The organism is Streptomyces sp. NPDC086080 (assembly GCF_044540255.1).
Taxonomy (GTDB): domain Bacteria; phylum Actinomycetota; class Actinomycetes; order Streptomycetales; family Streptomycetaceae; genus Streptomyces.
The window spans coordinates 108,161-126,204 of the sequence record NZ_JBITRU010000028.1 but is presented as its reverse complement, the minus strand read 5'-3'; the positions used below and the strand labels follow the sequence as shown (position 1 = coordinate 126,204).

The following is an 18,044-nucleotide window of genomic DNA, read 5'->3' as shown; positions in this document are numbered from 1 at the left end:
CAGCCGCGTCACCCACGACATCCACATCCACCGCCTCGACCCCGAGAAGGAGATCAACACCGAGCTACAAAAAGCCGCTTAGGAAGCGACGTTGGGAGGGCGGTTGGGTGGAGAAGGGGCGCGAGGGGGATGACAAAGCACCCCTGCTCGATGCCTTCCGCCTTGGTGGCAGAAACGGAGTACACGAGAACAAGCTCAAGAACCTGTACGTCTACTTCTGGCGCTGGGCCACCTTCAAGGTCTTCGAACAGCACCGTTCCGAGTCGGACCGCGGAATCGTCGCCTTCATCAGTACCGCGGGCTTCCTCAGCGGGCCCGGTTTCCGAGGGATGAGGAAGTACCTGCGTGAGACTTGTTCCGAGGGCTGGATCATTGACCTCAGCCCCGAGGGTATCCAGCCACCTTTACGGACACGCCTCTTCGAGGGCGTTCAGCAGCAACTGACGATCGCCGTGTTCGTCCGCAGCAGAGCCGACACCGAACCTGCCCGTATCAGGTACGTCGCCCTGGACGGCAGCACTCGTGAGGAGAAGTACGCACAGCTCGAGGCTCTCGGGCCGGACAGTGACCAGTGGCGCCCGGTGCGTCAGGATGCCCATGCTCCGTTCACCCCTGCGGCCATCGGAGCATGGGATACGTATCCCGCATTGGATGATCTGCTGCCATGGACAGTGCCCGGCATTTTGCCCAAGCGGACGTGGGTCTACTCCGCGGACCCCGATACGCTGCGCTCCCGGTGGCGGAGGTTGACCGCCGAGACGGACCTGGCCGAGAAGCGTGCCTTGTTCAGGGAGACCAAAGGCGGCCGTACCATCGACCGGCCGGTCAAGCCGCTCCCGGGATCGGCACAGCGAAGGCGGTCGATGCTGGAGGCGGGTCCCGAGTGTCCGGAGCCGGTGCCTGTGGCCTTCCGCCCTTTCGATCGGCAGTGGATCATCCCGGACAACAGAGTCCTTGACAGGTGCTCGCCGGAGCTGTGGGAGAACCGGGCCGAGGGCCAGATACACATCGTGGAGCTGCACTCAGAACGGTTCGGTGACGGCCCCGCCACGCTGTTCACCGCGCTGATGCCGGACATGCATCACTTCGCCGGCTGGGGTGGTGGCAGGGTGATCCCCTTCCTGCAGAAGGACGGCACCCCCAATGTGACCCCCGGCCTTCTCCAGCACCTTCGTAACTCCTTCGGCGGTCTGGCTGTCTCCGCCGAGGACTTGCTCGCGTACATCGCCGCGATCACGGCCCACCCTGGTTTCCGGTCCCGCTTCGATGACGAACTCACCACCGTCGGCGTCCGCGTACCGCTCACCGGTGACGCCACGCTGTGGTCGGAGGCGCTGCACATCGGGCGGAAGGTGATCTGGGCCTCCACCTTCGGAGAGAGACTCGTGGACCCGGTGGCGGGGAGGCCCGGCGGACCCCAGGAGGTCTGGACGACCGCACAGCCGGCGATCACGTACCGGAGACAGGTCGGCAGGGACGAACTACCCGAGAGTTTCGTCTACGACTCCGACCGTCTGGAACTCCACTTCGGCCAAGGAGTTTTCGGTGCGGTAACTCAGCAAATGCGGGATTACCAGGTCAGCGGACAGAACGTTCTCGACGGCTGGTTGAAACGTAGGACGGGACCGCCGTCTCGCAGAGCCGTCAGCCAGCTGGACCACATCCGGCCCGAGCGGTGGCTACCTGCCTGGAGTGAGGAACTACAGTACGTGTTGTCCGTTCTGTGGCATCTGGTCGAGCTGCAGTCGGCTCAGAATGAACTGCTCGACCGTGTTCTCATGTCGCCGCTGGTCAGCGTCGCCGAGTTGCATCGTCGGAACGTCCTGCCCGTCCCGGACAACGCCCAGCGTTCTGCTCCCGCACCACTGCAGACCGACCCTATCCCCGGGACCGAGGGGATCGAGGGGCGTGAGCCGCACGCCGTAAGGCCACTCACCGTAGAGAAGAGGTCTCCGGCCGACGCTCCCACGCTGCCACGGAGGAGTAGGAACCCCGGCGCCGCGCGGTCGTCCCGCAGAAAGCGACAAGATCCGTAGAGCTCTTGATGAAGGTGACGCGCCTGCCGTACCGAGGGCGGGTGCGTCCGGCCAGTCGTGACGCTCGTTTGACGCTCTGGGCGCACTCACGCTGCGCGGCGAGCCGAGAAAGCTGCTCTGACCTGGTCTTTTCCGTGACTCGTTCAGGCCGATATCTTTCCGATGACGTCGCACGTGGAGTGCGTGGCAGTTCTTGAGCCTGCCGTGAAGGGTGCTTGACCTGCGGCTTTGTGGCGCAGGCGCGGCGACCGACCTGTTTCTCTCCATGCAGCGGGTCGAATGGATGGATCGATCCTTGAAGGTTGCCTGACCTGCGACTTCGTGAGGGAGCCGGTCGCTTCGGCGGCGCTTTCAGGGGTTCTTTCGAGGAATCTTGACGCTCGGCTGACGCCCGCTTCGGGGCTCTGGGCGTTACCGGGGCCATCGCGGGGTGATCTCGGTATCTTGCACCACACCGGGCAGCTCAGTTCTCGGAGTGCGAAAGTCAGTAACCGAGTGGGGCCACCCGCACGGCACCGAGGCACACGACGCGGTCGTCCTGGTCGTCGCCGAACTCGCCGCGAGCGCCGTCCTCCACGTGCACGACGGCTCCCCGTATCATCCGGGCCGTCGGGGCCAGCAGCTATGACGTTCGGTTGACCGGACGTTCGGCCTCGAAGCCCCGCCCAGGGCATTACGGACCTGGGCGCGGCGGTATTACGGTTGCTCTCCGAGCGGTGCCCTGACCGCTTTCGAGGGGGGAAACGGTCGTCGCACAGGGCATCGGGGGTGCAGGCGCTGTATGCCGTCAGTTTCCACATCCGGTCCGCCCAGGAGCAGCCGGGCCACGTGCTCCACCCGTCGGCTACTTGAGGGCGGAGCCTCTGCGGTCACGGTTGCTGCCGGCATGACCGGCGGTCACAGCTCCTTCGCGTAGGCGTCCTGGTATGCCGCCCTCCCTCCGAACACGTTGAGGCCGATGTGTCCGCTCGTGTACGTCGTGTCCGTTACGTCGATGATCCGCTCACCGTTGAGGAATACCTGGATGCGGTCGCCCTCGGTGAGGATGCGGACGAGGTAGGTCGTGCCGTGGCGGAGCAGGGCGGGGACGCGGGCGAGGGCGGCGGCGTCGTCGAAGTAGCCGTTGGCCTTGGCGACCAGGCGGATCACGTGCAGGTCGGGGTCGATGTTGAGGCAGTAGGCGTCGGCACCGTCGGAGGAGGCGCGCCAGAGGAGGGAGAGGGCGCCGCCGGTGTCCGGGTCGGGGCCGCCGAGCCGGACCAGGGTGGTGAGGTCCAGGTCCGTCGCCGTGCGAGCCGAGATCGCGTTGGAGTCTTTGTCGAAGGTTCCGGCGCGGCCCGCGCTGTCCGTCGACCAGCGGCCGGCGGGGGTGATCGTCAGCTTGCCGAGGTTCGAGCGGAATTCACCGCCGGTCGGGGCGGCCACCAGTGGCTTCACCCGATTCACCAGGCGGAAGGTGCTGTCCAGCCTGTGCACCTTGAGCGACTCGATGTGTGCGGTGCCGCCCTTGGCGTAGAAGGCCATGCCGTCGGCGTCCGGACCGGGGAAGATCAGGCTGGTCACGGCGGCCTGTCCGTTTGCGCCGAATGCCTCGACCGAGGACGAGTCGACGTACACGCGCAGGGTCACGCGGCCGTCGGTCGTCTTCATCGGCGCGGTCGTGCGGCCCGCGAAGTACTGCGTGAAGTCGCTCAGGCCCGATGCCGAGCGGTCCACGAACAGTTCCTGCGCCTCGGCGTCGTATCCGACTGCCGTGTGTTGGTCGCCGTCGGTCCGGAGCCGGAAGCCGATCTCCCTGGCGGTGCCGAGGGTGATCTCGGCCTCGATCTCGTAGGCGATGCCCCGGACTCCCGCGAGCGGGTTCGCGGAGTCGGGGCCGACGGCGAGGTTCTTGCGGTTCGTGGTGGACGTGCGCAGCGTTACCAGTTCCGGGACCGGGCGCTGCGCCAGGCGTACGCCGTCGGCGGTGTCCGTGAGGGTCAGTTCGCGGGGGGTGCTCAGCTGGCCGTTCCAGCCGCCGGTCGGGGCGCTGAAGGGGTAGTCCCAGTTGCTCATCCAGCCGAGCCAGACGCGGCGGTCGTCGGGCAGGCCGTAGAAGGACATGGCGGCGTAGTAGTCGCGGCCGGAGTCGGCGCGCAGGACCGTGCCGGGCTTCTGGTCGGGGGCGAAGTTGGTGCCGTTCCAGTCACCCGTGAAGTACTGGGCGGCCGAGCCGTTCGTGGCGCGTACGGCACCGGTGCTCAGGGTGAGGACCCACTTCACCTTGTCCTTGTCGCCGTCGATCGGCAGCGGGAAGAAGTCGGGACACTCCCAGACGCCCGGGGTGACCCAGTCGCCGTAGCCGAAGGAGCTGACTTGGGTCCAGGCGAGGAGGTCGCTGGAGGTGAAGAAGCGGACATGGTCGCCGCCGGAGACGACCATCAGCCACTGGTCGTGGGCCTCGTCGCGGATCACCTTCGGATCCCGGAAGGTCCAGCCGGCGTCGGGGCCTCCCGGGTTCTGCACGGCCGGGGCAGAGCCGCCGTGCAGCTGCCAGGAGCGTCCCTTGTCCTTGCTGTACGCGATGCGCACGCTGGCGTTCCCGCCCGGCTTGTCCGGGTGGTAGCTCGTGTAGTACGCGATCAGGCCCGAGCCGCCGTCGAAGAGACCGGAGGTGTCGTCGGCGTCCACGACCGCGCAGCCGGTCCAGCAGTGGCCGTAGGCGTTCCAGGGCAGGGCGATCGGCAAGGGCTGCCAGTGGACGAGGTCGGTGCTGACTGCGTGCGCCCAGCGGCCCTCGTCCTGGTGGAAGAGGTGGTACTCGCCGTCGTAGTGCAGCAGGCCGCAGGGGTCGCTGGTGGAGCCGGTGAGTTGGGAGTAGTGGTACGTGGGGCGGTACGGCTCGGTGAAATAGTCGGCGGTGCTGTGGATCTCGACGTTCTGGAAGTACGACGTCCCGTGCGCGGCCGCGGTGCCGACGGTGGCGCCCTTGGTGCGGGACACGCGAGTCTTGAGCGCCCGTACGCCGTCCACGCACACCTCGATGGTTGTGCCCGTCGCGCGGGCCTCGACGCGGTACGTGCTTCCGGCCGTGATTGGTCGGACCGGGCCGGTGGCGGAGGCGAGGCGGGTGCCGGAGGAGCGGTCCAGCAGGACGACGGCGTCGCGGCCGGCTTCCAGGCGGGCTTCGTAGCCGCCGGAGCCGTTTGCGGTCGCGCGCAGGACGAGGCCGGCCGAGGAGGAGCGGTCGCCGGGTGTGATGTCGGCTCTCGCCACGAGGTCGCCGTCGGTGAAGGGGGCCGTGCGCAGGCCGTTCTCGCCGCGGATGCCGCGCAGGTCGGGGGTCCAGGTGCCGGAGCGGGCCGTCCAGCCCTGGAGGCCGGTGGTGAGGTCGGCGCCGGCGATGTTCTCGAAGGACACCTCGCCAGCCGATGCCGTGACGGCGAGTTGGCCCTTGGTGTGGGTGGAGTCCTGGGCAGTGATGACGGGGGCGTAGCCGTCGGGGGAGAGGAAGTTGGTCTGCCAGTGCACGCGCAGCTCGTCGTGTTCGGCTTCGACGCGCAGGCGGTAGACCGTGTCAGCCTTGATGGTGGTCGCGTAGGTGCCGAGGGTGACGTTGCCGTCGATGCGATAGAGCCGCAGCCTGCCCTGTTCCGGGTCGACTTGGACGCCGTAGCCACGCGTGGCCTTGGCGTCCGTGCGTACGAGCAATGCGGCGATGGCGGAGGCGTCGTGCAGGAGCAGGTCGGCTTGGAGCGCTGTGTCGTAGGTCTTGGTCGTGGTGATGGCGCGGGCGGTGGCTCCCTGGGTCGGTGCCGCGCGCCAGCCCAGCGGACTCGCTGCCCAGGTGCCGCCGCTCGTGGTCCAGCCGGTGAGGTTGGTGGTGACCGAGGAGAGGGAGGGGGCGCCGAAGGTGACCTTGCCGCCCTGGGCGAGCAGGCCCACCGAGCCGGTGTCGTGGCGGTGGTCAACGGTGTGCAGGATCCGCTTGCCGTCGACGTACACCGCCAGCTCGGGTCCGTCGACTGCCACTTCGAGGTCATAGGGCTTTCCGGCGTGCGCGCCCGGAAGTGGAGCGGTGGCGAGTGTGTCGCCGCCGGCCAGGTCGTAGAGCCGTATGCGGGCACGGCCCGGGTCGAGGGCGACCGCGTATCCGGCCGAGCCGTCCAGGGCCGCCCGGAACACCAACGCGCCCACCGAAGCGGCGGATTGGGGTGTGACGCGGGCCGCATACATGCCATTGGTCGCGAGTTGCTGCTCGGACAGGGCGAGGGCGGGCCCGCGACGGCCAGCGGTCGCCTTCTGGCCGCCGTCGGAGGTGCGGGTCCAGGTGCCGGTGACCGGGATGGGGTCGGGAACCGGGGTGGCGGCGGGGGTCGCTCCGGCGGCGCTCGGGGCGGCCTGTGCTGCGGGGAGGATGCCTCCGAGAGGCAGCAGGGTGGCGGCGGTTCCTCCGGCGAGCAGGAGGGTACGGCGGGACACGCTCATGGCGGCTCCTGAGGGAGAACAGGGAAGGGTGGGCCACGGCCCGGGGGGGACGTCCACCCCGCGGGCCGTGGTCGTGTGTAAGACCGTCACGGCCACAGCGGCCGGGGTCCGTCGGTGAAGGCCGACGCCATCTGCCAGGCGTCGAACCGCTCCAGGGCCACGTCGCCGTCGGCACCGATACCGACGCCTACGGCCTCGTCCGGGCGGGTGGGGTAGATGCGGGCGGTCAGGGCACGCCCGTTGGCGAAGATCTCCAGTGCGGAGTGGTCGACAAGGACGCGCAGGTCGACCCGCCCGTCGGAGCCCGACGGGACCTCTCCGTACCGGGGTTCAGTGTCGGCCGTCGGGTCGAGGCTGCTGGTCTCGCGGTGCAGACGGAGAGTGCCCGCTCCGTCGTGCGACCGGCTCACCTCCACGACCGTGCGTTCCGCGCCGTCCGGTGTCTCACGGACGACGAGCCGGGCGGTCGCTCCGGGAGCGAGACGCAGGGTCGTCTCGATGTCCAACTGGTCCCCGTGCACAGTGTGCAGCCGGGTGTACGGGTCGGCCAACCGCCCCGGAGCCACCTCTACGCGCTCCCGCCGCAGCTCAGTCAGCTCCGGCACCGGGGCCTGATGCAGGCCGCCGTCCGTGGCGAGCGTGACGACCCTCGGCAGGGACATCACACCGCACCAGCCGGCCAGCGCGTTCGCCTCATCCGTCCGGCCCTCCTGGAGCCAGCCGAACATGATGCGGCGGCCGTGCTCGTCACGGGTGGACTGGGGGGCGTAGAAGTAGCGGCCGCCGTAGTCGAGGCGGTGGAGGCCGGTCGGCGTGAAGGTGTCGCCCTGGTAGCGGCCGGTCCAGTACAGGGGGTGGTGGGTGGTGCCCTCGTCCCAGGCGGAGAAGACCAGCACGTCGGTGCTGCCGACTTCCTCGTCCTCGCCGAGCCGGAAGAGGTCGACGCACTCCCACATCGTGCCGGTCCAGTCGAGCTCGCCCCGGTTCTGTGCAGCGTCACCCGTCAGCAAGGGGCCGACGTAGCGCCAGCTGCGCAGGTCGTCCGACTCATACAGGAAGGCCGTTCCGCCGGCACCCCGGATTCCCGAGCCCACCAGATGGCGCCACAGCTGGCCCTCCCGCCACACGCAGTGGTCGCGGAAGGCCGTGATATCGATGCCCTCCGGCGGGGCGGTGATGACCGGGTTGGCTGGGTCCTTGGTCCAGTACCTCAGATCCGCCGATCCCCTGGCCACGCACGGGAGCTCATGCTCGCCGTGCCTGCCCGAGTAGACGAGCGTGGGCACTCCGCCGTCGTCGACGAGGACGCCGGACCAGCAGCCGTCGCGGTCGGGGCCGGTGGTGCCGGGGACGAGGGCGACCGGTTCGTCGGTCCAGTGGACGAGGTCGGTGCTGGTGGCGTGGCCCCAGTGGATGCGGTGGTGGGCGGCAGCGAGCGGGTTGTACTGGTAGAAGAGGTGGTAGACGCCGTTCCAGTGGCTCAGCCCGTTGGGGTCGTTGAGCCAGCCGCCGGGCGAGGTGAAGTGGAAGCGGGGGCGGTGGGGGTCGCGCAGGGCGCGTTCGGCCAGCCCCTCGGCGGTGGGGGTGCCGGAGGGGAGGGTGAGGTCGTGGGTCATGCGGCGGTGGTCTCCGCTTTCTCGGTGTCGTCGGTGGCCTCGACGTCCGGCCGGTCGGTGGCCTTGAGGACGCGGCGGGCGATGTCGGAGGCGGGTGCGCGCAGGTGGCAGCGCACCCAGTGGGGTTGTCCGTCGATCTCGCCGACGATGTGGCGGACGGGCTCGGTGAGGCTGCACGTGCCGTCGTCGCCGTAGGGGCAGGACGTGGGGTTGAGGATCTCCTCGCGGAGCCTGGCGCGTTCTACGGGGTCGTAGCTGCCGGCCCGTTCGGGGTCGGGTACGGCGGACAGCAGCAGGCGGGTGTAGGGGTGGGCGGGGGCGTCCATGACGGCCAGTGCGTCGCCGCCCTCGACGAGTTCGCCGGCGAACATCACCATCGTGGTGTCCGCGAGGTAGCGGGCGGAGCCCAGGTCGTGCGTGATGTAGAGCATGGCGATGTTCCGCTCGTCGCGCAGGCGCCGCATCAGGTTGAGCACGCCGACGCGCACGGAGACGTCCAGCATCGACGTCGGTTCGTCGGCCAGGATGAGGCGCGGCTCCACCGCCAGCGCGCGAGCGATGGAGACGCGCTGACGCTGGCCGCCGGAGAGTTCGTGCGGGTAGGACTGGAGCATGTCCTGGGTCAGGCCGACCGTTTCTATCAGCTCGCGCAGCGCCTCTGGTGTGGCGGAGTGGCCGTGCAGGACGAGGGCCCGGGTGAGGAAGTGCTCGATGCGGTGGACGGGGTTGAGTGAGCCGAAGGGGTCCTGGAAGACCATCTGGACCTTGCGGCGGTACGCCCGTGACGCCCGGCGCCGCTCGGTGCGCAGGACGTCCTCGCCGTCCAGCAACACCTCACCGGCGGTGGGCTGTTCGAGGCGGGCGAGGCAGCGGGCGATGGTGGACTTGCCGCTGCCGGACTCGCCGACCAGGGCGGTGATCCGGCCGGCCGGCAGGTCGAAGGAGACGTCGTTGACGGCTCGGACGCGGCGCCGGGAGAAGACGGTGCCGACCTGGAAGTCCTTGGTCAGACCGCGGACGGACAGCAGGGCTTCGGTCATCGGGGGGCTCCTTCAAGGCTGCGGGCCACCCAGCGGCCGGGCGCGACCTCGCGCAGGTCGGGGATGTTCGTGGAGCAGTCCGAACGGTCCTCGGGACAGCGGACGTGGAAGCCGCAGCTGTCGGCAGTGCGCGGGGCGTCGAAGAGGCCGGTGAGCTCCTGGCGCGGGCCGGTCAGCGGCGGAAAGGCGTTCATCAGCGCCTCGCTGTACGGGTGGAGCGGCTCCGCGAACAGGTCCTTGGCGTCGGCGAGTTCGACGATCCGTCCGCCGTACATCACGCCCATGCGGTCCGACAGCTCGACCATCAGGGACATGTCGTGGGTGATGAAGAGGATGGAGAAGCCCAGCTCCCGCTGGAGGTCGCGGATCTGCGCCATGATCTCCTGCTGCACGACCACGTCGAGCGCGGTGGTCGGCTCGTCCATGATCAGCAGTCGGGGCCGCAGTGCGACGGCCATGGCGATGACCACGCGCTGGCGCATGCCGCCCGAGAGCTGGTGGGGGTACGCCTTCAGCCTTCCCGGATCGATGCCGACCAGCTGAAGCAGCTCGCCGGCCCGCTCCCGCGCGGCCCGCTTCTTCATCTTCTCGTGGGTGGTGAAGATGTCGACGATCTGCTCGCCGATGGTCAGGACGGGGTTGAGGGAGTTCATCGCCGACTGGAAGACCATGGCGATCTCCCGCCAGCGGAAGGCGCGCAGCTCGCGTGCGTCCAGGGCGAGGACGTCCCGGCCCTGGAAGCGGATGCTGCCCGCGGTGATCTCCGCCGGGGGCTTCAGCAGCCGCATCACCGCGTTGGCGATGGTCGACTTGCCGCAGCCGGACTCACCGGCGAGGCCGAAGATCTCACCTGCGCCGATCTCGAACGACACGTTGTCCGCCCCGACGACCGTACGGCCGTCACCGCGGTACTCGACCCGCAGGTCACGCACCTCAAGTACGGGGTCCATCGCTCAGCCCCTCCTCTTCACGGGTCGACGCTTCACGGAGCGCAGCCTCGGGTTGGTGATCTCGTCGACCGCGTAGTTGACCAGGGCGAGCGCGAAGGCGACGAGGGCGATGCACAGTCCGGAGGGGACGAAGACCCACCATGTGCCGGTCATCAGCGCGCCGTCGTTGCTGGCCCAGTAGAGGTTGGTGCCCCAGCTGACGACGCTGCTGTCGCCGAGGCCGAGGAACTCCAGCGCCGCCTGGGACGTGATGCCGAAGACGACACAGCCCAGCAGAGTGGTCATCACCACGGACGCCATGTTGGGGAGGATCTCCCGGAACATGATCCGCAGCGGGCGCTCACCGGTGACGACGGCGGCGGCCACGAAGTCCTTGCCGCGGATCGACCTGGCCTGCGCGCGCAGCACCCGGGCCGAGCCCGCCCAGCCGGTGATCACCAGGACCAGGACGACGGTGGAGGTTCCCGGGGGCAGGAACGCCGCCAGGATGACCAGCAGCGGCAGGCCGGGCAGCAGCAGGAAGACGTTCGTGAACAGGGTCAGCGCGTCGTCCACCAGCCGCCCGAAGTACGCGGACGCGAGGCCCACCAGGATGGCGATGCCGGTCGCTGCGAGTCCGACGGTGAACCCGACGAACATCGAGGAGCGCGCGCCCCACAGGGTGAGCGCGAGGACGTCCTGCCCCTTCGTGGTCGTACCGAGCCAGTGCGCCCCCGAAGGAGCCTGGCTGCCCGTGGAGTTGATCAGGGACGGGTCGCCGGGGGCGAGGACGGGCGCGAGCAGCGCCAGCAGTGCGAAGACGGCGAGCAGGCACAGGCCAGACAGTGCCTTCTTGCTGCCGAGGAGCTGGCGTGCCAGTCCGCGTCGTCGGCCCGGCCCCTGCGCGGTGGGCGCGGCCGGCGGGGTTGCGGCCGGGGTCTTGCCCGCGATGTCTACGGCGGTCATGTCTCGTCGGCTCCCTTCAGCGGACGCGCACGCGCGGGTCGAGGCGGACGTAGATGATGTCGACCAGGAAGTTCGCCAGGAGCACGGCTGCCGTGATGGTGAGGAAGATGCCCTGCATCAGCGGGTAGTCGAGACCCTGCACGGCTGCCAGCAGCTGGAAGCCGATGCCTGGGTAGGCAAACACGACCTCGGTGAGCAGAGCGCCGCCGACGACGAAGCCGAGGCCCATGCCGAAGTTGGTGACGGAGGGGAGCAGTGCGTTGCGGGCGGCGTAGCGGAACATGATCCGCGAGGGGCTCAGCCCCTTCGCCTCCGCCATGGTGATGTAGTCCTCGGCTGCCGTGGCGATCATGGTGTTGCGCATGCCGAGCATCCAGCTGCCGACGGTGACGGCCACGACGGTGAGGGCCGGGAGCACGAGGTGGGTGCCGGCGTTCGCCAGGAACTCGGCGTTGACGCCGGGGGTCAGACCCGCGTCGTAGGCGTGCCGCAGCGGGAACCAGCCCAGCGTCACCCCGAACAGGTACAGCGCGCCCATCGCCAGCCAGAAGTACGGGAACGAGCCGACGAAGATCAGGAGCGGTGGGAAGGCGGAGTCGAGGACGCCGCCACGCCGCCATGCGGCGACGATGCCGAGCAGGTTGCCCACGACGGCCGCGATGACGAGGGCGGTACCGCCGAGCAGCAGCGTCCAGCCGATCTGCGAGCCGATCACCTCGGTGACCGGGGTCGGGAAGCGGGAGATGGAGATGCCGAGGTCGCCGGTGAAGACGCTCTTGACGTAGGAGACGTACTGCTCCCACAAGGGACGGTCGTCGAGGCCGAAGAGTTTCCGCAACTGGGCTATCTGCTCGGGCTGCATCCCGCCTGCCTGCTGCGCGAACATCCGGGAGACCGGGTCGCCCGGCATGAATCGCGGAAGCAGGAAGTTGAGGGTGATGGAGGCCCAGAAGGCGAGTAGATAGAACCCCAGGTTGCGCAGGATGAGACGCACTGCTCGTGCTCCCTGTCGGTGGGGGTGAACGGGGATGCGGTGCGCGGGGGCGGCCGTCCAGGTCGGGGAGGAGGACGGCCACCGGTCCGCGCGGACTCGCGTCAGCTCTTGACGGGCTTCAGCGACGTGAGCACGAGGATCGTGCTGGAGTTGCGGTTGCCGAGGGTGGCGTACGGGTTGTCCGCCGACGGCCAGCCGGTGAAGCGCTTGTCGGTGTACGCGCCGAACTCGGGTCCGGTGAACAGGGGCACCGCGGGCGCGTCCTCGTTGTACAGCCTCTGCAGCGCGTCGACCTGCTCGCGCTGCTCGCTCTCGTCCGTGGCGGCGGCGAAGGCGTCGATGAGCTTGTCGGCCTTCTTGTCGGCGAAGCGGTGGTAGTTCTGGGTGGCCTTCTCGCCGACGGGCTTGAGCATGGCGCTCGACATCACGTCGCGGAAGTACTCGTACGGGGTGGCGCCGTTGTTGCTCCACACGATGCCGGTCTCGAAGGTGCCCTGCTCGTACGAGCTGACCACGGCCCCCCAGTCGGGCGTCTTCACCGTGGCGGTGATGCCGACCTTCGCGAGGTTCTGCTTGATGATGTTGGCGGCCGAGATCCAGTCGGAGGAGGCGGAGCCGACGGAGATGTCGAGCGTGAAGTCCTTGCCGTTCTTCAGCTTCCGCTTACCGCCGCTCTCCCTGTATCCGGCCTCGTCGAGGGCTTTGGCTGCCGCGTCGGTGTCGTACTTCGTCCAGGTGCAGGACGCGGCGAGGTCCTTGTCGCGCCACTTGTCGTACGTGCGGGCCAGGCCCGTGCAGTCGGCGGGCTCGGCGTAGCCGTTCATCGCGACCTTGGTGATCTGGTCGCGGTCGACGGCCATGCTGAGCGCCTTGCGCAGGGCCGGGTCGTTGAAGGGGGCCTTCGTGGTGTTCAGCTGCCAATTGATCATGGCGCCCGCGGGCGGGTTCCAGTAGTGGTTGTGCTTCTTGTCCTTGGTCACGAAAGACTTCTCGATGTCCGGGATGAACGACTGCGTCCAGTCCGCTTCACCGTTGGTGAAGGCGAGGTTGGCGCTGTCGTTGCCGGAGAAGGCGAGCATCTGGATACCGGCGATCTGCGGCTTGTCCGGCTGCCAGTAGTCGGGGTTCTTGCGCAGCTCGTACGACTGGGCCTGGAACTTCTCCAGCTTCGTGTACGGGCCGGTGCCGACCGGGTTCGGGTTGGTGAACTTCGCCGGGTCCTTGACCTTGGACCAGATGTGCTTCGGCATGATCTGCTGGCCGGCGATCTCGAAGAAGCCGGGCGAGAAGGGCTTGTTGAAGGAGAACTTCACCGTGTGCGCGTCGACCGCGGTGACCTTGTCGAGGTACTCCAGGCCGCCGAGCACCTTCTTGCGCAGCTCGAAGGTGTAGACGACGTCATCGGCGACGAGCGGCTTGCCGTCCGACCACTTGACGCCCTCGCGCAGTGTGAAGGTGAGGGACTTGCCGTCCTTCGCCTCTTCCCACTTGGTGGCCAGCCACGGCGTGTCCTTGGCGTTCGCCATGCTGTGCACGACCAGCGGCTCGTAGATGGCCTCCTTGGTCATGGGGGCGGCCTGCGGGGAGAGCGGGTTGAAGTTGCGCGTGAACGTCGCCAGATCCTCGCGCGGGATGGTGAGCAGCTGGTTGCCGGAGGTGTCCCCGGCGCCGGAGGTGCCCGAGCCACCCGTGCAGGCGGACAGGAGCAGGGCCGCGGCGGCGGTCGCGGTGACCGCTCTCAGGACGGCTCGGGGCCGCCGTGAAGGTATGCGGGAGGGTGCCATAATGGAGACTCTTTTCCTTTCTTCAACACACAGGGCGAAGACGGGATGGGATTCCTCGGCGGACTGATTAGCGGTCAGACCGACGAGCGTTCGAGCAGCGGGCAGTCGATCGTCACCTGACGGGTGTCGAGCGGCTGTCCCGCTGCGAGAGCGGCGAGCATGTCGATGCCCTTGGTGCCCATGGCCTCGAAGGGCAGGGCGAGCGTGGTCAGCTTCGGCCGCAGATAGGCGGCGATGAGTTCCTGGTTGTCGAACCCCACCACGGCCACGTCGTGCGGGATGCGCAGCCCACGTTCCTTGATCGCGTCGTACGCGCCCATCGCCATCCGGTCGTTTCCGCAGAACAGCGCGGTCGGCCGGTCGCCGGCCGGGCGGTCCAGCAGTTCGCGGGCGGCGGTATAGGCGCTGTCTGCGGTCGCCCAGCCGGGGACGACGAGGGAGGGGTCAGGGATGATCCCGGCCTCGCGCAGGGCACGTTCGTATCCTTCGCGCCTGCCGACGGCGGCCGGGATCGCCGGGTCGAGGTTGATGAACCCGATGCGGGTGTGACCTGCGTCCAGGAGCCGGCGGGTCGCCTTGTATCCGCCCGACACCTCGTCGGGCAGGATGCACGGCAGCTTCCCTTCCGCGTCGTAGCAGTTGACGAGCACCGTCGGGACCTCCCGGGCGGCCTTGGGGAGCGTGACGGCGCGGTGCCAGGTCGTGGCGTACAGGAGCCCCTCCACGCGGTGCTCCAGCATCTGGTCGAGCGCGGCAGCCTCCTGGGCGGGGTCACCCTCGCTCGCGGCGATCAGCAGGAACCTCCGGTCACCCCAGGCGCGGCTCTGCGCGCCCGTGATCACTTCCCCCGCGAAGGGACCGGTCACGATCTCGGTGATCAGTCCGAACCACCCGCTGCGGTTCGCGGCCAGCGCCCGCGCCCCGGCGTTGGGCCGGTAGCCGAGCTCGTCGATCGCCTCCAGGATCCGACGACGGGTCTCCTCGGGGATGGCCGCGCCGGGCTTGTCGTTAAGGACGAAGGAGACCGTTGTCCGTGAGACACCCGCGTGGCGGGCCACATCACTCATGGTCACGCGATGCGTCCTGTTCGTGGCCACTTCCAGTCCCTTTCGGCCGGGCTAAGGCGAGGTAACGTCTCGGGTTACGCGCTTTAATAAAGCGCGTTACTACCTTGTGGCAGGGAAGTTACGTCCGTCTTGAATGGCATGTCAATACCTGCGCAAGGACTGCATCTGGCCACCAGTCCGGTGCCGTTCCCCGGTGCGGACGCGGGGCGACCCGCCCAGCAGGAGCCACGTGAAGGCGGCAGGCCACACCCTTTTTGAGAGAGGCAGACAGCGACCATGGCCCGACCGGGTTCTCCGGGAGCGTCACCGTCCTCGGCGAGTGTGTCGCCGACGCCTTCACCGGCCCGGCCAGTAGCCGACCTGGGGCCGCGCCGGCCGCCGCATCCTTGAGCGCGTCTTAGCCTTCACGTAGCACGTAGACGTTGCGTGAGTCGGTGAGTCGGTGAGTCGGCGGGAGCGGATGGGCGGGACGCCCCGACGGGGCCCGGTGCTGGACACCGGGCTCTACCGCGACCTGCTGACCCGTGATCAGCCGGCCGGAGTGAACGTCTGGGCAGCTGAGTTGGTGCAGGGCTGCTGCGACAGGCGAGCACGGTTGGCGGTGGAGCCGTTGTCGACGGTGAGGCACTTGCCGCTGTGGCGGGCCGCGAAGGGGTACTGCCCGTTGGTGCCGCCTTCGAAGCTCCCGTGGCCGCCTGTTCCGCCCCGAAGGGAGAGGAAGGATGGGCTGTCGGTCGTGACGCTCGTTTGACGCTCTGGGTGCCGGCGAGCGGGACAGCGAGCCTAGAAACAGGCCATGACCTGGTCTTTTCCGAGTCTCGCTCAGGCGGACATCTTTCCGATGACGCACCACGTGGAGTGCGTGGCGATCCTGGAGCCGGACAAGAAGGGTGCCTGACCTGCGGTTTCGTAGTTGACCTCACGGGTTCGACGTGTTCTCGTCCCCGCAACAGGTCTATCCGCCCACATGGCCCGGCCTGCGTGTTTCCTCTGGTCGGGGGCGCTGCGGTGCGCGACGGCGCCGTCTTTTCGGAAATCTTGGCGCTCGATTGACGCTCGGATCCCGGCGGATCATGGGGCCGTTCAGGGGAGTGACCGGTGCGAGGCAGGGTCGGCTGTGGAGAGGAGTGCGCCTACGGATGCCTGCGCATCGGCACGGACAGCGGTATCTCACACTGTTGTGGCCTTGGGCCGGATAGCCGGACGTCCTCCTTAACAGGTCTGCCTGTACGGATCCTGTACAAGTAGACTTATACATCCTGCGATGCAGCGGACCTGTCCCGATGTGGGGTTTCTCTGATGAACAAGAACCTGCCGCTCAAGCCTGAAGATGTGGTCGACCGGGACCGGGAGTGGGACCTGCTGGCCGAGTTCGTCACGGATCCGGATCCGGCGATGCGCCTGGGCATCGTGTCGGGGCGCAGGAGGCACGGGAAGTCGTATCTCTTGCAGGCGTTGTGCGAGCGGGTGGGCGGCCTCTATGTCACCGCGGTGCGGGAGGAGGGTCGGCTGCCAGCAATTCGGCGGTTCGGCGACGCGGTCGCGGCCCACGCCGGTCTGCAGCCCGGCACGCTGCGGCTGTCCGACTGGCGCGAAGTCCTGACCAACGCCCTTGATGTAACCGTTCGCTCGGGTGCGCCGCTGCTGGTGATCGACGAACTGCCGTATCTGCTCCAGCACTCGCCGGAGATCCCCGGGCTGCTCCAGCAGCTCTACGACGAGCGCCAGCGCGGAAGCGGCACCGGCGTCTGCCCCGGCCCGCGGCTGATCCTCTGCGGCTCCGCTATGAGTGTCATGCACGAACTGCTCTCGGGCACCAAGCCTTTGCGGGGCCGTGCCGTGATCGACCTCCGGCTGGGTGCCTTCGACTACCGGGCCGCACGCGACTTCTGGCGGATCGACGATCCGCTGACCGCCCTGCAGGTCCACGCCGTCCTGGGCGGAGCCCCCGGCTACCGGCCGGTGGCCGCCCGCCCCCACCCGAACGACGGCTTCGCCGCCTGGTTGACCCGCACACTCCTGGACCCCGGCCGGGCCGTCTACTCGCGCACAGAGACCGAGTACCTGCTGCGGGAGGACCCGCGCATCACCCAGCACACCCTGTACTACGACATCCTCACCGCGATCGCCCAGGGTGCCTCGACCCCGACGAAGATCGGGGCAGCCCTGGAGCGTCAACGCAACGCCGTCACACATCCGTTGGACGTTCTGGAGTCCACCGGTTACATCCAGCGCGAGCAGGACATCCTGCGCCCGCGCCACCCGGTCATCACGCTTGCCGACCCCGTCATCCGCTTCAACCAACTGATCACGCTGCCGCAGGCCGCCATCGTCGAGCAGGGCTTCGCGGAACAGGCGTGGCAGGCCGCTACGACGACCTTCAACTCCAAAATCCTGGGACCGCACTTCGAGGATCTTGCCCGTACCTTCACCCGCCGCTACGCCCACACTCTCCTTCCCGGCGGTCTGCCGGGCCCCGTCGGCACCACCGAGGTCGCCGACCCGGCGGCCCGCACCAAGCACGAGGTCGACGTGCTCGCCCTCGCCCTGGGTGAGCGTCCGCAGGCGCCGCGCGCCCGGATCGCCCTGATCGGTGAGGCCAAGGCCACCGCCGCCCGCCGCGGCACCGGCGACCTGCAACGCCTCGAGCACATCCGGGGCTTGCTCACCGGCCAGGGCTACGACACCACAGGCGCCACGCTGGCCCTGTTCTCCCTGCACGGTTTCTATCCGGACCTGGTCGAATTGGCGGCCAGACGTGATGATCTCCTCCTGGTCGACCTGCCGGGTCTCTACGGGGGCGGTTGACCTCAGCAGGGATGTTGCCCGTCAAGTCGATGGTCGGCGTAGAGGGGGAAGAGATCAGGCCCTGACACTACCTCCGACCAAACTCGTGACGGGAGCACGGGAAACCCATCACGTGGAGTGTGTCGCCGTCCTCGAACCGGCCGCAAAGGACTCCTGACGCGTCATGAGGTCCGGTTCAGGGCTGTTGGGGCAGGGCCGGCTGCCCGGTGGTCGTCGAGGCCGCCGGGTACTTGGTCTGTCAGCGGTCACGCTGTGCCATCGACGGAGCTGAGGGTGACGGTGTAGCCGGGCTGGTTCAGAGCGGTGATCGCGCGGCGCGTGGCGCGTTCGGGTCGCG

11 protein-coding genes and 1 pseudogene are annotated in these 18,044 nt (G+C 68.5%); 3 read left to right on the top strand and 9 right to left on the bottom strand.

Annotated features, from left to right (window positions below):
• Together ACIF9R_RS28270 and ACIF9R_RS28265 are read left to right on the top strand one after the other, a co-directional pair.
• Positions 1-2,036: type ISP restriction/modification enzyme (locus ACIF9R_RS28270; protein WP_399985197.1), on the top strand; the 2,036-nt coding region annotated here is incomplete at its 5' end.
• A 475-nt stretch (positions 2,037-2,511) separates the two neighbouring features.
• A complete protein-coding gene (locus ACIF9R_RS28265) occupies positions 2,512-2,664 on the top strand; it encodes a hypothetical protein (RefSeq protein WP_164555596.1) in 153 nt (50 codons plus the stop codon).
• A gap of 269 nt (positions 2,665-2,933) precedes the next feature.
• Here the strand turns inward: ACIF9R_RS28265 and ACIF9R_RS28260 are convergent, their stop codons facing one another.
• The 9 genes and pseudogenes from ACIF9R_RS28260 to ACIF9R_RS28220 form a co-directional block, all read right to left on the bottom strand.
• Complete coding sequence (locus tag ACIF9R_RS28260; protein ID WP_125503754.1) at positions 2,934-6,503, bottom strand: glycoside hydrolase family 32 protein; 3,570 nt, start codon at positions 6,501-6,503, stop codon at positions 2,934-2,936.
• A gap of 86 nt (positions 6,504-6,589) precedes the next feature.
• Entirely contained in the window at positions 6,590-8,119 is a 1,530-nt protein-coding gene (locus ACIF9R_RS28255; protein ID WP_125503752.1) for a glycoside hydrolase family 32 protein, read from the bottom strand.
• Positions 8,116-9,159 carry an ATP-binding cassette domain-containing protein gene (locus ACIF9R_RS28250; protein ID WP_399985196.1) on the bottom strand — a complete coding sequence of 348 codons (1,044 nt, stop codon included), beginning with the start codon at positions 9,157-9,159 and terminating at the stop codon, positions 8,116-8,118. Before ACIF9R_RS28250 ends, ACIF9R_RS28255 begins: the two co-directional genes overlap by 4 nt.
• Positions 9,156-10,109, bottom strand: a complete 954-nt coding sequence (locus tag ACIF9R_RS28245) for an ABC transporter ATP-binding protein (RefSeq protein ID WP_125503748.1) — start codon at positions 10,107-10,109, stop codon at positions 9,156-9,158. The genes ACIF9R_RS28250 and ACIF9R_RS28245 overlap by 4 nt, the downstream gene beginning before the upstream one ends.
• Positions 10,110-10,112: 3 nt before the next feature.
• A complete protein-coding gene (locus ACIF9R_RS28240; protein ID WP_125503746.1) occupies positions 10,113-11,054 on the bottom strand; it encodes an ABC transporter permease in 942 nt (313 codons plus the stop codon).
• A 16-nt stretch (positions 11,055-11,070) separates the two neighbouring features.
• Positions 11,071-12,048: an ABC transporter permease gene (locus tag ACIF9R_RS28235; protein ID WP_125503745.1), complete on the bottom strand. Its 978-nt coding sequence runs from the start codon at positions 12,046-12,048 to the stop codon at positions 11,071-11,073.
• 101 nt (positions 12,049-12,149) lie between these two features.
• Positions 12,150-13,832 (bottom strand): ABC transporter substrate-binding protein, encoded by a 1,683-nt coding sequence (locus ACIF9R_RS28230; RefSeq protein ID WP_125503743.1) that lies wholly within the window; start codon positions 13,830-13,832, stop codon positions 12,150-12,152.
• A gap of 74 nt (positions 13,833-13,906) precedes the next feature.
• On the bottom strand, positions 13,907-14,899 hold the full coding sequence (locus ACIF9R_RS28225) for a LacI family DNA-binding transcriptional regulator (protein ID WP_164555817.1): 993 nt from the start codon (positions 14,897-14,899) through the stop codon (positions 13,907-13,909).
• Between the two features lie 528 nt (positions 14,900-15,427).
• Positions 15,428-15,559: pseudogene (locus tag ACIF9R_RS28220) on the bottom strand (RICIN domain-containing protein); the annotation flags it as partial.
• 639 nt (positions 15,560-16,198) lie between these two features.
• Between ACIF9R_RS28220 and ACIF9R_RS28215 the strand changes: the two are divergent.
• On the top strand, positions 16,199-17,707 hold the full coding sequence (locus ACIF9R_RS28215) for an ATP-binding protein (protein WP_399985195.1): 1,509 nt from the start codon (positions 16,199-16,201) through the stop codon (positions 17,705-17,707).
• The last annotated feature ends 337 nt before the right edge of the window (positions 17,708-18,044 follow it).